The 14572-nt window shown below is 50.3% G+C and carries 18 protein-coding genes and 1 riboswitch; of the genes, 12 read left to right on the top strand and 6 right to left on the bottom strand.

From position 1 onward, the window contains the following. Nucleotides 1-4: 4 nt before the first annotated feature. From ABC502_RS10775 to ABC502_RS10765, 3 genes are all read right to left on the bottom strand, one after another. Nucleotides 5-397 (bottom strand): phosphate ABC transporter substrate-binding protein, encoded by a 393-nt coding sequence (locus ABC502_RS10775; protein ID WP_330089161.1) that lies wholly within the window; start codon nt 395-397, stop codon nt 5-7. 12 nt (nt 398-409) lie between these two features. Beyond that, complete coding sequence (locus ABC502_RS10770; protein WP_330089160.1) at nt 410-1546, bottom strand: porin; 1137 nt, start codon at nt 1544-1546, stop codon at nt 410-412. Between the two features lie 98 nt (nt 1547-1644). After that, nucleotides 1645-1733: riboswitch (cyclic di-GMP riboswitch) on the bottom strand. Nucleotides 1734-1880: 147 nt separating this feature from the next. Further along, nucleotides 1881-3017: a flagellar assembly protein T N-terminal domain-containing protein gene (locus ABC502_RS10765; RefSeq protein WP_345915891.1), complete on the bottom strand. Its 1137-nt coding sequence runs from the start codon at nt 3015-3017 to the stop codon at nt 1881-1883. 159 nt (nt 3018-3176) lie between these two features. Here ABC502_RS10765 and ABC502_RS10760 point away from each other — a divergent pair, with 159 nt between their 5' ends. Next, nucleotides 3177-3629: an LPP20 family lipoprotein gene (locus ABC502_RS10760; RefSeq protein ID WP_330089177.1), complete on the top strand. Its 453-nt coding sequence runs from the start codon at nt 3177-3179 to the stop codon at nt 3627-3629. 21 nt (nt 3630-3650) lie between these two features. Here ABC502_RS10760 and ABC502_RS10755 read toward each other — a convergent pair whose 3' ends face one another. The 3 genes from ABC502_RS10755 to flgA form a co-directional block, all read right to left on the bottom strand. Then, nucleotides 3651-4079 carry a flagellar protein FlgN gene (locus ABC502_RS10755; protein WP_345915890.1) on the bottom strand — a complete coding sequence of 143 codons (429 nt, stop codon included), beginning with the start codon at nt 4077-4079 and terminating at the stop codon, nt 3651-3653. Then, nucleotides 4079-4423, bottom strand: a complete 345-nt coding sequence (gene flgM, locus ABC502_RS10750; RefSeq protein WP_330089154.1) for a flagellar biosynthesis anti-sigma factor FlgM — start codon at nt 4421-4423, stop codon at nt 4079-4081. Before flgM ends, ABC502_RS10755 begins: the two co-directional genes overlap by 1 nt. An 88-nt stretch (nt 4424-4511) precedes the next feature. Continuing rightward, entirely contained in the window at nt 4512-5231 is a 720-nt protein-coding gene (gene flgA, locus ABC502_RS10745) for a flagellar basal body P-ring formation chaperone FlgA (protein ID WP_345915889.1), read from the bottom strand. Nucleotides 5232-5367: 136 nt separating this feature from the next. Here flgA and ABC502_RS10740 point away from each other — a divergent pair, with 136 nt between their 5' ends. The 11 genes from ABC502_RS10740 to flgJ all read left to right on the top strand — a co-directional run bounded on the left by ABC502_RS10740 (nt 5368) and on the right by flgJ (nt 14560). After that, nucleotides 5368-6297, top strand: a complete 930-nt coding sequence (locus ABC502_RS10740; protein ID WP_330089152.1) for a chemotaxis protein CheV — start codon at nt 5368-5370, stop codon at nt 6295-6297. 21 nt (nt 6298-6318) lie between these two features. Continuing rightward, complete coding sequence (locus ABC502_RS10735; protein ID WP_330089151.1) at nt 6319-7152, top strand: protein-glutamate O-methyltransferase CheR; 834 nt, start codon at nt 6319-6321, stop codon at nt 7150-7152. 94 nt (nt 7153-7246) lie between these two features. Beyond that, nucleotides 7247-7642: a flagellar basal body rod protein FlgB gene (gene flgB / locus ABC502_RS10730; RefSeq protein WP_345915888.1), complete on the top strand. Its 396-nt coding sequence runs from the start codon at nt 7247-7249 to the stop codon at nt 7640-7642. A gap of 2 nt (nt 7643-7644) precedes the next feature. Next, entirely contained in the window at nt 7645-8067 is a 423-nt protein-coding gene (flgC, locus tag ABC502_RS10725; protein ID WP_330089149.1) for a flagellar basal body rod protein FlgC, read from the top strand. A 13-nt stretch (nt 8068-8080) separates the two neighbouring features. Continuing rightward, nucleotides 8081-8764, top strand: coding sequence for a flagellar hook assembly protein FlgD (locus ABC502_RS10720; protein ID WP_330089148.1), 684 nt, complete (start codon nt 8081-8083; stop codon nt 8762-8764). A 35-nt stretch (nt 8765-8799) separates the two neighbouring features. Continuing rightward, nucleotides 8800-10134, top strand: coding sequence for a flagellar hook protein FlgE (flgE, locus tag ABC502_RS10715; protein ID WP_345915887.1), 1335 nt, complete (start codon nt 8800-8802; stop codon nt 10132-10134). A 132-nt stretch (nt 10135-10266) separates the two neighbouring features. Beyond that, nucleotides 10267-11013: a flagellar basal body rod protein FlgF gene (locus tag ABC502_RS10710; protein ID WP_345915886.1), complete on the top strand. Its 747-nt coding sequence runs from the start codon at nt 10267-10269 to the stop codon at nt 11011-11013. Between the two features lie 15 nt (nt 11014-11028). Next, nucleotides 11029-11817 carry a flagellar basal-body rod protein FlgG gene (gene flgG, locus ABC502_RS10705; protein ID WP_330089145.1) on the top strand — a complete coding sequence of 263 codons (789 nt, stop codon included), beginning with the start codon at nt 11029-11031 and terminating at the stop codon, nt 11815-11817. 15 nt (nt 11818-11832) lie between these two features. Continuing rightward, nucleotides 11833-12495, top strand: coding sequence for a flagellar basal body L-ring protein FlgH (gene flgH, locus ABC502_RS10700; RefSeq protein WP_345915885.1), 663 nt, complete (start codon nt 11833-11835; stop codon nt 12493-12495). A 57-nt stretch (nt 12496-12552) separates the two neighbouring features. Continuing rightward, on the top strand, nt 12553-13599 hold the full coding sequence (locus ABC502_RS10695) for a flagellar basal body P-ring protein FlgI (protein WP_345915980.1): 1047 nt from the start codon (nt 12553-12555) through the stop codon (nt 13597-13599). 10 nt (nt 13600-13609) lie between these two features. Further along, entirely contained in the window at nt 13610-14560 is a 951-nt protein-coding gene (gene flgJ / locus ABC502_RS10690) for a flagellar assembly peptidoglycan hydrolase FlgJ (RefSeq protein ID WP_345915884.1), read from the top strand. Nucleotides 14561-14572: the final 12 nt, after the last annotated feature.

Genomic DNA, 14572 nt, shown 5'->3' with positions numbered 1-14572 from the left:
CGCCTTAGTTGGCGATGGTAGCAATCACTCGTACCTGATCCGTCACGTCACTGGCAGGGATATAACCCAGGCTATTTGGGTTGGCTGCAACAAACTCAATTTTAGCAGCAACTGAGTCGACCTCCACCGGTGGGCGGCCTTTGCCGGTAAAGACCAGGCGAGACCAGTAAGCTTTCATTTGTGCTGGGCTGCGACCCAGAGCTTCCTGCTCGAACTGATCACGCAGGGCATGGTTCTCAGGCAGGTTAACTGGCATCAGGCTACCAGCGCGTCCCATATAAATGCGAGACACTTCTTCCAAGCTGACATCGGCCGCTGCCGGGTGGGCGATAATAGCAATCTCGGCTGAACACAGCGTGGAAACCAGAGCGAATGCAGCAATCAGAGTTTTTTTCATAGCGATGGCTCCTTAAAATACCAAATCAATGCCGACGGTCAGCAACTGATCACGGCGATCGGCCACTTTATTTTTCTGCGAGCTAAACTGCATCTTCAGTGCGGCAGATGGATGGAAATCGTAACGGCTGCCGATATTCCAGGTATCGCGCTGGATGGTGAAGTATTCCACGGTCTCAGCAACGAAAGGGCGGAGCGGGTTGCCTTCGGCCATCGCCTGGTAAATTTCAGACCGTCCTTCGTTATCACGACGCTCAAAGCTAACAAAAGGCGTGTAGCTGTTGATGCGATAGCCAGCTGACAGGTAAAAACCATTCTGCGTTGGGATCACGGTATCTTTGGTACGGGCACGGACGATTTCACCACTCAAGACCAGACTGCCATTGTCGTAGCCAAGTGCTAGACCCATAAAAGCACTGCGGGCATCATCAATGCGGATTTGGCTGGCGGTGTCAGCAAAACCAGACTGCTCCAGCAGGTTCAGCAAACCGGACAGTTCGCCATCCTGATCAACCATGGTTAATTTACCGGTTAAATAAGCAAGTCTGGCGCTGAAATTGCCTTGTGTCAGTTCCCAAGTAGCCCCTGCCACCCGGTCGATATTAGCATCGAATGGCACCGGAGTCATGTTGGTGGTGCCGCTGTAGCTGCCCAGGATGAATTGTAAGGTGGAGTCAACCGTACCCAATTGACCAAAACGTACCAATGAAACGCCTTCCAGATTATTAAAATCCAAGTTGTAGACCGAGTTAGGAACCCGGGCCCAATCATAGGCATAACCAACATCCATAAAATCGGAGTAGCGGTAAAAGGGGGTCCGCAGACGGCCAGCATTGATCCGCGTCTGCTGATTCAGCTCATAAGTTAAATAAGCCCACTCAAATTCTGCTTTGAAGTCGTTGGCACCACGGCCCATCAATTGAGCGGTTACTGACAAACGGTCGGCTAAGTCGGCCTGCACCTGCAGTGCAAAAAGTGACTCATTTTTAAAGTCGACTTCTTTATCATAACCATACAAGTTATCTGAACTTGATAATGTGCTGCCTGCTTTGATGGAGGCAAAACCATTGAAACGAACATCTGCCTGTGCGGCTGAAGCGGTTGCTGCCAGTAGCACAGCCAGGCTGAGTTGTTTGATCTTTGATACCATGTTGAATGTCTACCCCGGTAGTTGATTGTACCACTGTGCTTTGGCAATCCAGCTGTTAACACAGTGCAATTTCCATCGAGGCAAGCCAATGCTTGAAGAGGTGCAGTCTGGCTGCCATAGGAATTCAGTTCCGTTAGGCCCATGACTTTGCGTGTTCAGCTTTTCAGCTGACTTGCCAGGATGAGGCGCGGATTGTACAGATAATGGTCAGACCTGTAAAGTAATACCGAATAAAGTACCAAGCCCCGGTTATCACCAGGGCTGCAGGTGAATGACGCTCAGGGCTGGCACCAAAAGTGGTATTGGCCATCTTTATGAATAGTGCTTTTTTGAATCATTTATTGGTCAATTTTGTGGCGACATCACCAACCTGCACATTGCTTAATAATTGTTCGTTGCTGCTCACGGCGATGGCCCAGTCGAAGCCCAGCTCAGTAATACGGACTGTGAGTGGGCTGATACGAAAGCGGGTATTGTCTCCTTGGATGCCTTGCTGACGATACAAGATAGTCAGCTCATCTCCATGGCGGAGGCCGGCATTCTGCCCACTTTGTAACTGGATCCGGTTGTTACCAACTTCAGTGATAGCGGCAACGAAAGGTTCGCAGCGCAGTGCATCGTCAATATCCATCACAGCAGCATCCAGGACCCGGCTAACCGCTTCGCCGTAGCTGGTCTGCCAGAAGCGATGATCATGTGGAGTGATGCTGGTGCGTTTACGGAAATCCCAGCGTGCCTGGGTACGGTATTCCTGTTGAAACAGCACCTTACCTGTACTTAATTGTTGCAGTTGCAGCCGCATATGAAAAAAACGCTCACGTCTGGCATCGGACCAAAAGCGCAGGTTCATATCGGTGCGCTCGCCCAAAGAGATATCTTCTATACTGGCCGTCACCAGGTAGTCCGCATTGGTTTGTTGCAATAAACTGCTTCGTTCGCGTGTGGACAAGGGACGACTTAGATCAGGGTGCTCCAGCCAGGTGGGGATGGTACTGTTGGATAATCCCTGCAACTGCTGATGCAGCTTTCTGGCACTGACTTCACCGAGGGGGTGTAGATCACCAATCACGCTTTGCTGAGGATGACGCAGCGGAAAAGGGCTAATCAAGACTGGTTTTTTGTAGCCGGCACCCTGACATTGGGCATGTTGTGGGAATATATCTGCCCGGATCGTTACTTCCAGGGTGCGGCCAATGCGTTGCTCCCGTACCAGCTCAATTTGCCGGACTTCCGCCTGACTCTGCCATTGCATCGAGCTTTCGGTGAGCAGGCCATTGGTAACTTGTTGCACGCTAGTGATGGAAGCACCTGCATAGAGCAAGGCTCGCCGTACTGCATCTTCAGTGGCTCTGGCACGTGCGTCCGTTTCATCTCCGCCTCGGATCACGGCCTGACCGCTGGCTTCAATCCAGTCAGCTGCAGTATTTAAGCTGATAAGCAGCAATCCCAGCCCGATAAACAGCATTCGCATGACGCATTTCCTCAACACTTACTACGCCAGACTTTTGACGTTGTGTGGTTTCTACTGATTGAAAAAGCAAGTTATGTACCATTGTTAGCAGAAGGGCACCAGAGATAGCAAGTTGGCGCGTGTTTTGCTTTTAAATTTTATCACTTACGGAGATTGATGATGAACAAAGTCCTGATTATGTGCAGCCTGCTGCTGTTATCGGCCTGTAGCCTGGTAGCCGATCGCCATGTCGAGTGGGAAACAGTTGCTCCTGAGCAATTTCCAGTACTGCGGGCTGTTGGCTATGCGCCTTTATCCTTGCAGCCAGGGCAGGATGAACAGCACAAGATGCTGATGGCCTTGCAGGCATCCAAGTTAGATGCCTACCGTGAGCTGGCGGAGCAGGTGTATGGCCAGCGAATTGATGCCAACACCAGCATGCAGCAACTGCTTATTCATAATGAGCAGTTACGAGCATCAGTGCAGGGAGTGATTCGTGGAGCCAGGGTAGTAAAAAGCTATCCGATAGGCGATGCCTACGCCACTGAGCTTGAGCTGGATTTCCGCCATGTCTATGAGTTGTATCAGGCGCAGCAACCGCAACGCCGTATTCGCCATGTCCGTTATTACTAGCTGAAGTGCTGGCTTTTCTTATCAGGCTTTAAAGCCAGTACCTTTATGTTCTACCGCTGGTTTGCCTTTGCGATCGTAGGTAAGGCCGGATTTACCATGCAGTTGCAGCAGTTCGTTTTTAAAATGCTGTAAGTTCAGCTGGCTTTGCTCCAAGGCCAATCGGTTCACTTCATTTTGTTGTTTGCACTCAGCCAAGACCTGGTCCATCGCGCTGACGGCTTCTTTAAAGGTATTGGTTTGCCTGGCTTCAGACAGCTGTGGGTGTGTGGCTATCTGTTGGTCCAGTTGCTGCAGGGCTTCGAGACAAGCGACTTTTGTGCTGCCAACAGCTTCCAGCTCGTCAGGCTGCCGGTTGCTGATGGCGGAAATTTCTTGCCGTAATAACGAAAGGAGCACATCCAGGTGCTCCTTTTGCTGTTGCAGTAGGGTGTTCAGATCAGTGGCGGTCATCAGCTTTTGCGAAAAATTTCGCCCTCAAATTGCATAATACGTTTGGCCAACTGCTCAACATTGATTTGGTATTTGCCATCGGCAATGGCACGTTTAATCTTGTCGACTTTTTCCTGATCAATGCCTGAACTGTTGTTAGCTTTTTCCTGCAGGCGCGTCATTTGCTTGGCCTGTGGCGTAATGGATACTGAGTCTTGCTTCGCTTGTGGCGTAGTAGGCTGCGGGGTTGCCGCTGCTTGTTTTTGCTGAGCAACCTGCTGCCGTTGATTGGTTTGCTCAACCGACTCTTTTTTTACCTGATTACCAGCATTGGCTGGTGGGGTATTGTTAATTTGACTAACCATCTGAAACCTCTACCTACTGATCAAACTCCCTATGCTCATGCTAACGGCCGCGCTGGAGAAAACTTTAATCTTTTTTTAGTGATTGTGATTAAAACTGCACTTTCACCTCATTTACGGCCGTAACTCTGGCATCAATCAGTTTATTTGATTGCCGGTTACGGATTTGAATCAAGTCGCCCAGGCTGCCATCCTGCTCAGCGATGCCAGTAGCACTGACACTTAAAGTAGCATGGTCAACATGAATTGTAACAACATCGCCACGACATACAAGACAAAGATCTTGCAAGCTGATAATTTGACCCAGGCTAATCGCCCGTCGGTTACGCGCTCCTACGATTAAATCCGGGTTTTCGACCGGTGTACCGCGCTGCAAACGTCGCTCACGTTGTTCCAGTTGCAACATGTCTGCACTGATGCGGGTACCGGGCGACAGGTTTTGCCGGGCAACCACTGCGGTGATCAAATCACTGAAGCGGGCAGGTATAAATAGTTGCCAGGGTTGTGGGGCTGTGCAGCGAATTTGAACTGTGGCCTGGCGGTTACGCAAGGCACCAGGCAAACTTATTTCCAGTGGTGTGGCACAACTTTTTTCTCCGATACGAGGATCCAGTGCTTGAACCTGCCACTGCCGCTGCGTTTGATCGGCTTGTTGTTGTTCTTCGTTTAACCATTGCAAGGCGATATCGGTCAGTTGTTCGGTGGTATAACTGCGGGTCGCTGCATGGGCAGTAGTAGTAACAGTGGTTGAAATAACGACTATCGACAGGATAATTTTGGCAAAGCAGCAGATTTTATCGTACATTTTCATAAGGTTTCGGCTATGCTTAGTCACAGGTTTTGGTGTAGAACCAGTGTCAAAATTCAGGCGGTTAATCACAGAGCCGCCAGCGTTATTGTCAAGACTGCAAGAATTGATCCTTTTTGCCCGCTAACAGGAGCTGTACATGGCAAGTATTTTAGACTCTGTGAATCAACGTACGCAATTGGTTGGGCAAAACCGGCTGGAGCTGTTGCTGTTTAAATTGGCAGGCAAACAACGTTATGGCATCAATGTGTTTAAGGTACGCGAAGTGCTGCAGTGTCCGCCCCTAACGGCATTGCCGAAGCGGAATAAGTGGGTTCGCGGTATTGCTCATATTCGTGGCCAAACCATTTCAGTGATTGATTTGAGCCTGGCGATTGGGGGTAAGGCCATTTCCGATCTGGAAAACAGTTTTGTGGTGATTGCGGAATACAATCGTTCGGTGCAGGGCTTTCTGGTCAATGGTGTTGAACGTATCATCAATATCAACTGGGACTCCATCATGGCACCACCGGATGGGACCAGTGGTAACCAAAGCTATTTAACAGCGGTCACCGAAATTGATGGGGAACTGGTAGAGATCCTGGATGTAGAAAAGGTGCTGGAAGAAATCAGCCCATCCGCAACCACGGTCAGTGAACGAATTTCTGCCGCTGCTGTGCAGCATGACTTGGGTGAGCGCTTTATTTTGATTGCAGATGATTCTGCAGTTGCTCGCAACCAGGTTAAAAAAGCCCTGGAGAATCTGGGGGTAAAAATGCATCTGGTAAAAAATGGACGTGAAGCCTTTGAGTTTTTGCAAAAAACGGCTGCTGAGTGTGAGCACTCTATAACGGAAAAAGTAGGCTTGCTGATTTCAGATATAGAAATGCCGGAAATGGATGGCTATACCCTGACAGCGGCCTTAAAAGCAGAGCCTAAATTGCAGAAGCTGCATGTCATACTGCACACCTCTTTGAGTGGGGTTTTTAATCAGCAAATGGTTAAGAAGGTCGGGGCGGATGATTTTATCGCCAAGTTTAACCCGGATGAACTGGCGGAGTCCGTGCAAAAGTGGCTGCATGTGAATTAATGGCGCTTAAGGAATCAATCGATGCCTAATCGTGAGCTGCAAGACAGCGAGTACAAGATGTTCCGGGACTTTCTGGAACAACAATGCGGTATCGTATTGGGTGACAACAAGCAGTACCTGGTGAAAAGCCGGCTTGGGCCTTTAATGGCTCGCTTTAATGTCGCATCCTTGTCCGAGCTGGTAACAAAAACATTAAGTCCTTTTGAACGCCAACTACGCTCTGCTGTGATCGATGCCATGACCACCAATGAAACTTTGTGGTTTCGTGACACCTACCCCTTTGAGTTGTTGAAAAAACAAATTTTGCCAGAACTGGAAAAAAACAGCCGCACCTTAAAGATATGGTCAGCAGCCAGCTCTTCCGGTCAGGAACCTTATTCGATAGCGATGACCGGCCTTGAATACCAGCAAAGCCGACCTGGTGCTTTTAGCCTGGGGATCCATGTGCTGGGTACTGATATCTCCAACACTATGTTGGAACACTGTCAGCGCGCAGAATACGATGGCCTGGCTTTATCCCGTGGTTTGTCGGCCGAGCGCCGGACAAAATTCTTTGAAGACAGTGGTAACGGCATGATGCGGCTAAAAGCTGCCGTTCGAAAGAACGTAAGTTTCCGCCATCTGAACTTGCTGGACAGCTACGCGTTGTTGGGTAAGTTTGATATTATCTTTTGCCGTAACGTGCTGATTTACTTCTCCCCGGAGATTAAAGCCAAAATCATCCGGCAGTTTGCTGGTGCGCTGGCACCGCGTGGTTACTTGATTCTGGGGGCTTCCGAGTCGCTATCCAGTGTCAATTCAGACTTCGAAATGATTCGCTGCAATCCTGGCATTATCTACCGAAAAAAAGACTAGCCTAAGCTCAATCCACAAAAGTTGTCTTCATAAAAAATATTTGGCCCACCTTTTGCTTTATTTTCATCAATAGGATGGAAGTGAGGTTAGGGCCATGTCAATCAGTTTCCAAAAAGCCTTTGGAATGCACCCTGAGGCAATGGTGATACGTGAAAAACGTACCCAGGTGTTGGCAGAGAATATTGCCAATGCTGATACGCCGGGTTTCAAAGCCCGCGATATTGATTTTCAGCAGGCACTGGCCCATGCCCAACATCGGCAAGGACGTTCAGTGTCTCGTACCCATGAAAAGCATTTCCATATCGACAGCTCTGTTCGTAAAGAGCTGCAGTACCGCAATCCGGATCAACCGGATACCGGCGATGGCAACAGCGTTGATATTCACCGTGAACGCAATTTATTTATGCAAAATGATTTGGCTTATCGCACCAGCCTGCAGTTTCTGGATGGCCGGATTACCAGTTTGAAAAAAGCAGTGAAAGGACAATAACCATGAGCTCTTTCAAAGTATTTGATATTGCCGGCAGCGGCATGACAGCACAGTCGGTACGGCTGAATACCACCGCCAGTAACATTGCCAATGCCAACAGCATCAGCAGCAGTGTGGAACAAACTTACCGTGGTCGTCACCCGGTCTTTGCAGCAGAGCTGGCAGAAGCCAGGCGCATGCAGGGGGAAGTTTCTGGCGTGCAGGTGCTGGGGATTGTTGAATCCGATGCGCCACTGAATATGGAATACAACCCAAATCACCCGTTAGCCGATGCGGATGGCTTTATCTACAAGCCAAACATTAATGTGATGGAGGAAATGGCCAATATGATTTCAGCCACCCGGTCGTATGAAACCAATGTCAACACAGCCGATGCCGCCAAGAAAATGTTAATTCGTACTTTGCGCTTAGGCCAGCAACAGTAACGGGGACTGAATCATGACCATCAATGCAACCAACGGTCCTAACCAGGATTGGTACTGGCCGGATGACAACAAGGTACCAGAGCGCAACAACGGTGCTTTAACGCAGGCAGATTTTTTTGCCTTGCTGACGCAACAATTGGCGTTTCAGGACCCAACCAAGCCGGTGGAAAATGATCAGATGATTGCCCAGATGACCAATTTCACCATGGCCGATGGTATTAGCTCCTTGAATGAGAACTTTAAAAGCTTCGCTGAAAGCATGAGTTCTAATCAAGCGCTACAGGCATCGTCACTGGTTGGGCGTAGTGTGCTGGTGCCTTCATCTGAAATGGTTTTCACCGGGCAGGATCTATCCCGTGGCATTATCGATTTTGAGCAACGTGCAACCGATGTACGGGTACGGATTGAAAAGCCAAATGGTGAATTGGTGCAAACCATCACCATTCCGGAAGTGCCGGCAGGCAAGTTTGATTTTGTTTGGGATGGCACCGATTCGAATGAAGAAGACATGCCACCCGGTGTGTACAAGATTAAAGTAGATGCCTTAATGGGCGGGGAAAATCAGTCGGTACCTGTGATGGTGTATGCGCCTGTTTCCAGTGTGAGCTTAGGTCAACCAGGTAAAGGCATTACCTTAAACCTGGTGGGGTTGGGTGCTTTTAAATTATCAGATGTTCGTGAGATTTCATACGCTTAGTGGCTGCTGCCATCAGCTTGGATACGAGGTGAGTTATGAGTTTTAATATCGCTTTAAGCGGCCTGGCCGCAGCACAAAAAGATCTGGACGTGACGGCCAATAATATCGCCAACGTCAATACCACAGGTTTTAAAGAATCGCGGGCTGAGTTTGCAGATGTGTATGCAACCTCTATCTTTGCATCTGGCCGTACTAAGGTGGGAGATGGTGTCACGACCTCGGTCGTGGCGCAGCAGTTTAGTCAGGGCGCTTTGCAATTTACCAACAACTCGCTGGACATGGCAATTACCGGTGAAGGTTTCTTTGTCACTACTCAGGACCGGGTATCCCGGGATATGACCTATACCCGTGCCGGTAACTTCAAGCTTAATAAAGACAACTTTATTGTTGATAACCGCGGCAATTTTTTGCAGGGCTATCCGGTAGATAGCCGCACTGGTCAGAACCAGTCGGTCAGCTTAAGCACCACCCAGCCCATCTCGATCCCAACCACAGCTGGGGCACCGAGAGCTACTTCCAACGTGTATGTGAGCATGAATCTGAACTCATCAGCTGAAGCCATTCCTGCAGCAACAGTGTTTGATCCTACAGATCCAACCACCTATACCACCACGGACGAGCGCTCTCAGACCTCCATTACTGTGTACGATAGCCTGGGACAGCCGCATATTCTGAACATTTATTTTCGGAAAGTGGATACCGGCGAGTGGGAAACGTACGTGGTGTGGAATGACAATGAAGCTGCGCCTCCGGCTCCGGGCAGTTATTTCCAAGGGGATAATCTGGAGTTTGATCCCAGTGGTGAGCTGATTATTCCGGCGCCACCGGCCTTGCCTCCTCGCTTGGTGTTACCGGCAGCAGCCCTGAACGATCCAGCCAATGGCTATTTGAATAATGGTGCACAGTTTGATGTGGATATGGTAGTGAACTTCCGGGATTTGTCGGGAACTTCCTTTCCAACGCAGTACGCATCGCCATTTAACGTGACCAACTTAAGCCAGAATGGTACCACTGTGGGTACCCTGACCGGGGTGGATATCGATGCTTTTGGTCGGGTACTGGCCAGTTACAGCAATGGTGATGAAGCCTATCTTGCTCAGGTTGCCTTGGTGCAGTTTGCCAATGTACAGGGCTTAAAGCAGGTGGGTAACACCTCCTGGCAGCAAACCATTACTTCCGGGGAGCCTATTGCCGGTCAGGCCAATACAGGGACCTTTGGTGCGGTTAACTCATCGGCACTGGAGCAGTCCAATGTTAACCTGACCACGGAGCTGGTTGACCTGATTGCCGCTCAACGAAACTTCCAGGCCAACTCCAGGGCGTTGGAAGTCAACAGCACCTTGCAGCAGACTATCCTGCAGATCCGCTGATATTTTGTTCTGCTTTTTCAAAGCCACCTGCGGGTGGCTTTGTTATTTGCAGAGTTTGGCAAATGTTGTGGCACTCGTTTTGCATTGTATTTGCTACGAACCCAAAGCCACACCAATCTGTAGGAGGCTGTGATGGATAGTTTACTTTATATCGCCATGAGCGGAGCCAAAGAAAACCAGCATGCCATCAGTGTGCGGGCCAATAATCTGGCCAATGTCGGTACCACCGGCTTTAAAGCGGATTTTGAGCAAGCCAGAGCCATGCAGGCTTTTGGTGCCGGTTTACCGACCCGGGTGTTTTCGATGACAGAGCGCCCAGGTCATAATTTTGACGCTGGCCCTTTGGTGATGACAGAGCGGGATCTGGATATTGCTATCAAAGGTGATGGTTGGTTTGCCGTGCAATCGGTGGATGGCTCTGAAGCCTATACCCGGGCCGGTAGTTTGCAGATCAATGCCTTTGGTATGTTGGAAACCGCCAGTGGTTTGCCGGTTATAGGTGAGGATGGGCCTATTCAGTTGCCATTGCCGTTGGCGAAAGTCGAGATTGGTCAGGATGGCACCATCACCGTTTTGCCTCAGGGCGCACCGGCCGAAGCTTTGTTTGAAGCCGGGCGAATTAAGCTGGTAAGGCCGGAGCTCACGCAGGTTGAAAAAAGCCTGGATGGTTTGTTCCGACGCAAAGATGGTGCCGTTGAGGACGAAAGTCCTGATGTGGTGTTAATTAACCGCGCGCTTGAACGCAGCAATGTCAATGCGGTGGCGGAGATGACGCACATGATCAGCCTGCAGCGCCAGTTTGAAATGCAGGTCAAGATGATGAAAAACGCACAACAAATCGATCAGAAGCAAGATTCGCTTCTGTACATCATGGGTTAAGCGAAGGAGGCTGTCATGCATCCAGCATTGTGGATTAGTAAAACGGGCCTGGACGCCAAGCAACGGGATATTTCCGTTATATCGAACAACTTGGCCAACGCCAGCACCATAGGTTTCAAAAAGAGCCGGGCGGTATTTGAGGACTTGTTGTATCAAAATGTCAATCAACCCGGGGGGCGCTCGTCGCAAAACTCCGAACTACCTAATGGCCTGATGATAGGTGCCGGTACCAAGGTGGTGGCAACCCAGAAAAACTTTACTCAGGGCAATATGATCACCACGGAGAACAGCCTGGATCTGATGATTCAGGGCCATGGTTTTTTTGAAATTCTGATGCCGGATGGCACCATTTCTTATACCCGGAATGGCCAGTTTACGGTGGACCAGGATGGTAATGTGGTCACCTCAGGAGCTGGCTTTCCACTGGAACCAAACATAGTGGTACCGCCGGAGGCAACGGGTATTACCGTCTCGCAGGATGGTGAGGTATCGGCCCGGATCCCTGGCCAGGCAGATAATGCGGTGCTGGGCCAGATCACGGTCACTAATTTTATCAATCCGGCAGGTTTGGAGCCGATAGGGCAAAACCTGTTCCGGGAAACCGCTGCCAGTGGCGATCCGGTGCAGGGCATTCCCGGCTTAGAAGGCCTGGGGTTGATGGTGCAGGGCGCATTGGAGACTTCCAATGTCAATGTGACGGAAGAGCTGGTCAATTTGATTGAAAGTCAGCGGGTGTACGAAATGAATTCAAAAGTGATTTCATCCGTTGATCAGATGCTTGGCTTTGCCATTCAGCAACTTTAAGTGATGGAGGCAGTTATGCGGACTTTATCGGTATTTGCCTGTGGTGTTGTACTTGCTGGTTGTTCCAGCATGCAATCACCAAAGCAAGATGATCCTTTTTACGCGCCTATGCCACCGGCTCCGGCGCCACGGGCTATTGAGCACAACGGTTCTTTATTTCAGGCCCGTTATGCCAACAGCATCTATTCCGATAGCCGTGCCCGCAGAGAGGGAGACATTATTACTGTGGTGTTGCGTGAACGGACACAAGCCTCAAAAAATGCCCGCACCGAAACCCAGCGAGACAGCAGCAACCAGATTGATCCTATTATTGGTTTGGGAGGCCGGCAGTTGAACACCATTCAACTTGGGACTAACAGTAGCAACGACTTTAAAGGCGATGCCAAATCGAACCAAAGCAACAGTCTGACCGGTGACATCACTGTGAATGTGATTGAGGTGCAACCAAACGGTAACTTGTTGATCCGTGGTGAGAAGTGGCTACAGCTTAATACTGGCAGAGAGTTTATTCGCCTGACTGGCATTATCCGCCAGGAGGATGTCGAGCGCGACAACACCATAGAGTCGAATAAAATTGCCAATGCCCGCATTGAATACAGTGGTACCGGGGCTTTCCATGGTGGTCAGTCACCTGGTTGGCTTACTCGTTTCTTTTCAGGGCCAGCCTGGCCGTTCTGAGGTACGCATATGAAGATCTGGCAAGGTGTGGTGTTGCTTGGTTGCCTGTTGGTTACAATGACGGTGCAAGCCGCCCGGATAAAAGATGTGGCCGATGTTGAAGGGGTTCGCAGTAACCAGTTGGTTGGCTATGGTCTGGTGGTTGGTTTACCCGGTACCGGTGAGCAAAGCCCTTTTACCGAGCAAAGTTTCCGTGCCATGTTGTCCAACTTCGGCATTAATTTGCCGCCTGGAGCCCGCACCCAAATCAAGAATGTTGCTGCAGTCGCGGTGCATGCTGATTTACCCCCTTTTGCCAAGCCTGGTCAAAGTATTGATGTCACTGTATCCTCGGTTGGCAGTGCCAGTAGTTTACGAGGTGGTACCTTACTGCAAACCTTTCTGGTGGGTCTGGATGGTGAAGTTTATGCCGTTGCTCAGGGCAGCCTGATTGTCAGTGGCCTCGGAGCAGAGGGAATGGATGGTTCCCGTATTTTGGTGAATACGCCGACGGTAGGCCGCATTCCTAACGGGGCAACGGTGGAACAGGAAGTACCATCGCCGTTTGCCAACGGTGACTACATTACTTTTAATCTGCACCGGCCTGATTTTACGACGTCCCGCCGTCTGGCAGAGGCCATTAATGGCTTTATTGGCCCGGAGACAGCTTATTCACTGGATGGCTCCTCGGTTCGGGTACGGGCGCCGCGCGATATGAGTCAGCGGGTCGCTTATTTATCTACCCTGGAAAACCTAACCTTTGAGCCGGCCAGTAATTCTGCCCGCATTATTATTAACTCCAGGACCGGCACCATTGTTATTGGCCAGGAAGTGCGCTTATTCCCAGCAGCAGTCACGCATGGTGGCTTAACGGTGACCATTGCGGAAAATCCCCGGGTTATCCAGCCGAACCCATTTGCCGGTGGGGAAACCATGATTGAAGAAAACACCATTATTGATGTGAATCCGGAGCGCTCGCGTATGTTCAAATTTGATCCCGGCGTGACGCTGGATGATCTGGTACGCACCGTCAATGCAGTAGGAGCAGCTCCAGGTGATTTGATGGCGATTTTAGAAGCGCTCAAAGAAGCCGGTGCCATTCATGGCGAGCTGGTGGTGATCTAGGAGCAGGCATATGGACTCAATCCGCCAACCGCTGTCGTATCATGATATCAACAGCTTGCAGCAAATCCGCCAAGCAAAAGGGCAGGATGAACAGCAGGCCTTACGTCAGGCGGCTGAGCAGTTTGAAGCCATTTTTATGAATATGCTGCTAAAAAGTATGCGCGAAGCCAATGCACACTTTGAAGCCGACGGCATGATGCACAGCGAAACCACCCGATTCTACCGGGATATGCACGACAATCAGCTGGCATCGGATCTGTCGCAAAGCGGTAGTTTGGGCCTGGCAGATTTGATCGTGCAGCAACTTGATCCTGCCGCAGCGCTGGGGCGTGTGCACAAGCCAACGCCGGGTGACTTGCTGATGCCGCGTGCTATCCATCGTCAAAGCCAGCCGCAATCAAGGGTTGAGGCAGCCCCTGTTGCAGAGTCAGAACAACCTGCTATGGTCGCGGCCAAACAACCTATCAGCTGGCAGGTATCTTCCCCGACTGAGTTTGTCGAGCGTTTACTACCTGCTGCCAGGGAGGCTGCTTCCGCGCTTGGTCTTGATCCCCTGGCTCTGGTTGCACAAGCCGCTTTGGAAACCGGCTGGGGCCAGCATATGATCCGTACTGCCAATGGTGAGAACAGCTTTAACTTATTTGGCATTAAAGCCAGCCGTGGTTGGCAGGGGGAGACCGCTGTGGTGAATACGCTCGAGTATCGTCAGGGCGTGGCGCAAAAAGAAAAAGCAACCTTTCGTGCTTACCAGTCACCGGAGCAGAGTTTGCATGATTATGTGCAGTTTATTCGTGGCAGTGCCCGCTATCAGGATGCCGTGCAGGTAGCGTCGGACAGTTTGGCCTATTTCCGGCAACTGCAGGCGGCGGGTTACGCCACCGATCCGAATTACGCCGAAAAAATTAAGTCGGTGCTGAACAGTCCGGTACTCAAAGCCTGGCGTTCCGGTACTCAAGATTAACCAGAATGGGCC

This window comes from Alkalimonas sp. NCh-2 (genome assembly GCF_039631345.1).
In the GTDB taxonomy this organism is placed as follows: Bacteria; Pseudomonadota; Gammaproteobacteria; order Enterobacterales; family Alteromonadaceae; genus Alkalimonas; species Alkalimonas mucilaginosa.
This window is presented reverse-complemented; position numbering and strand designations above follow the sequence as displayed.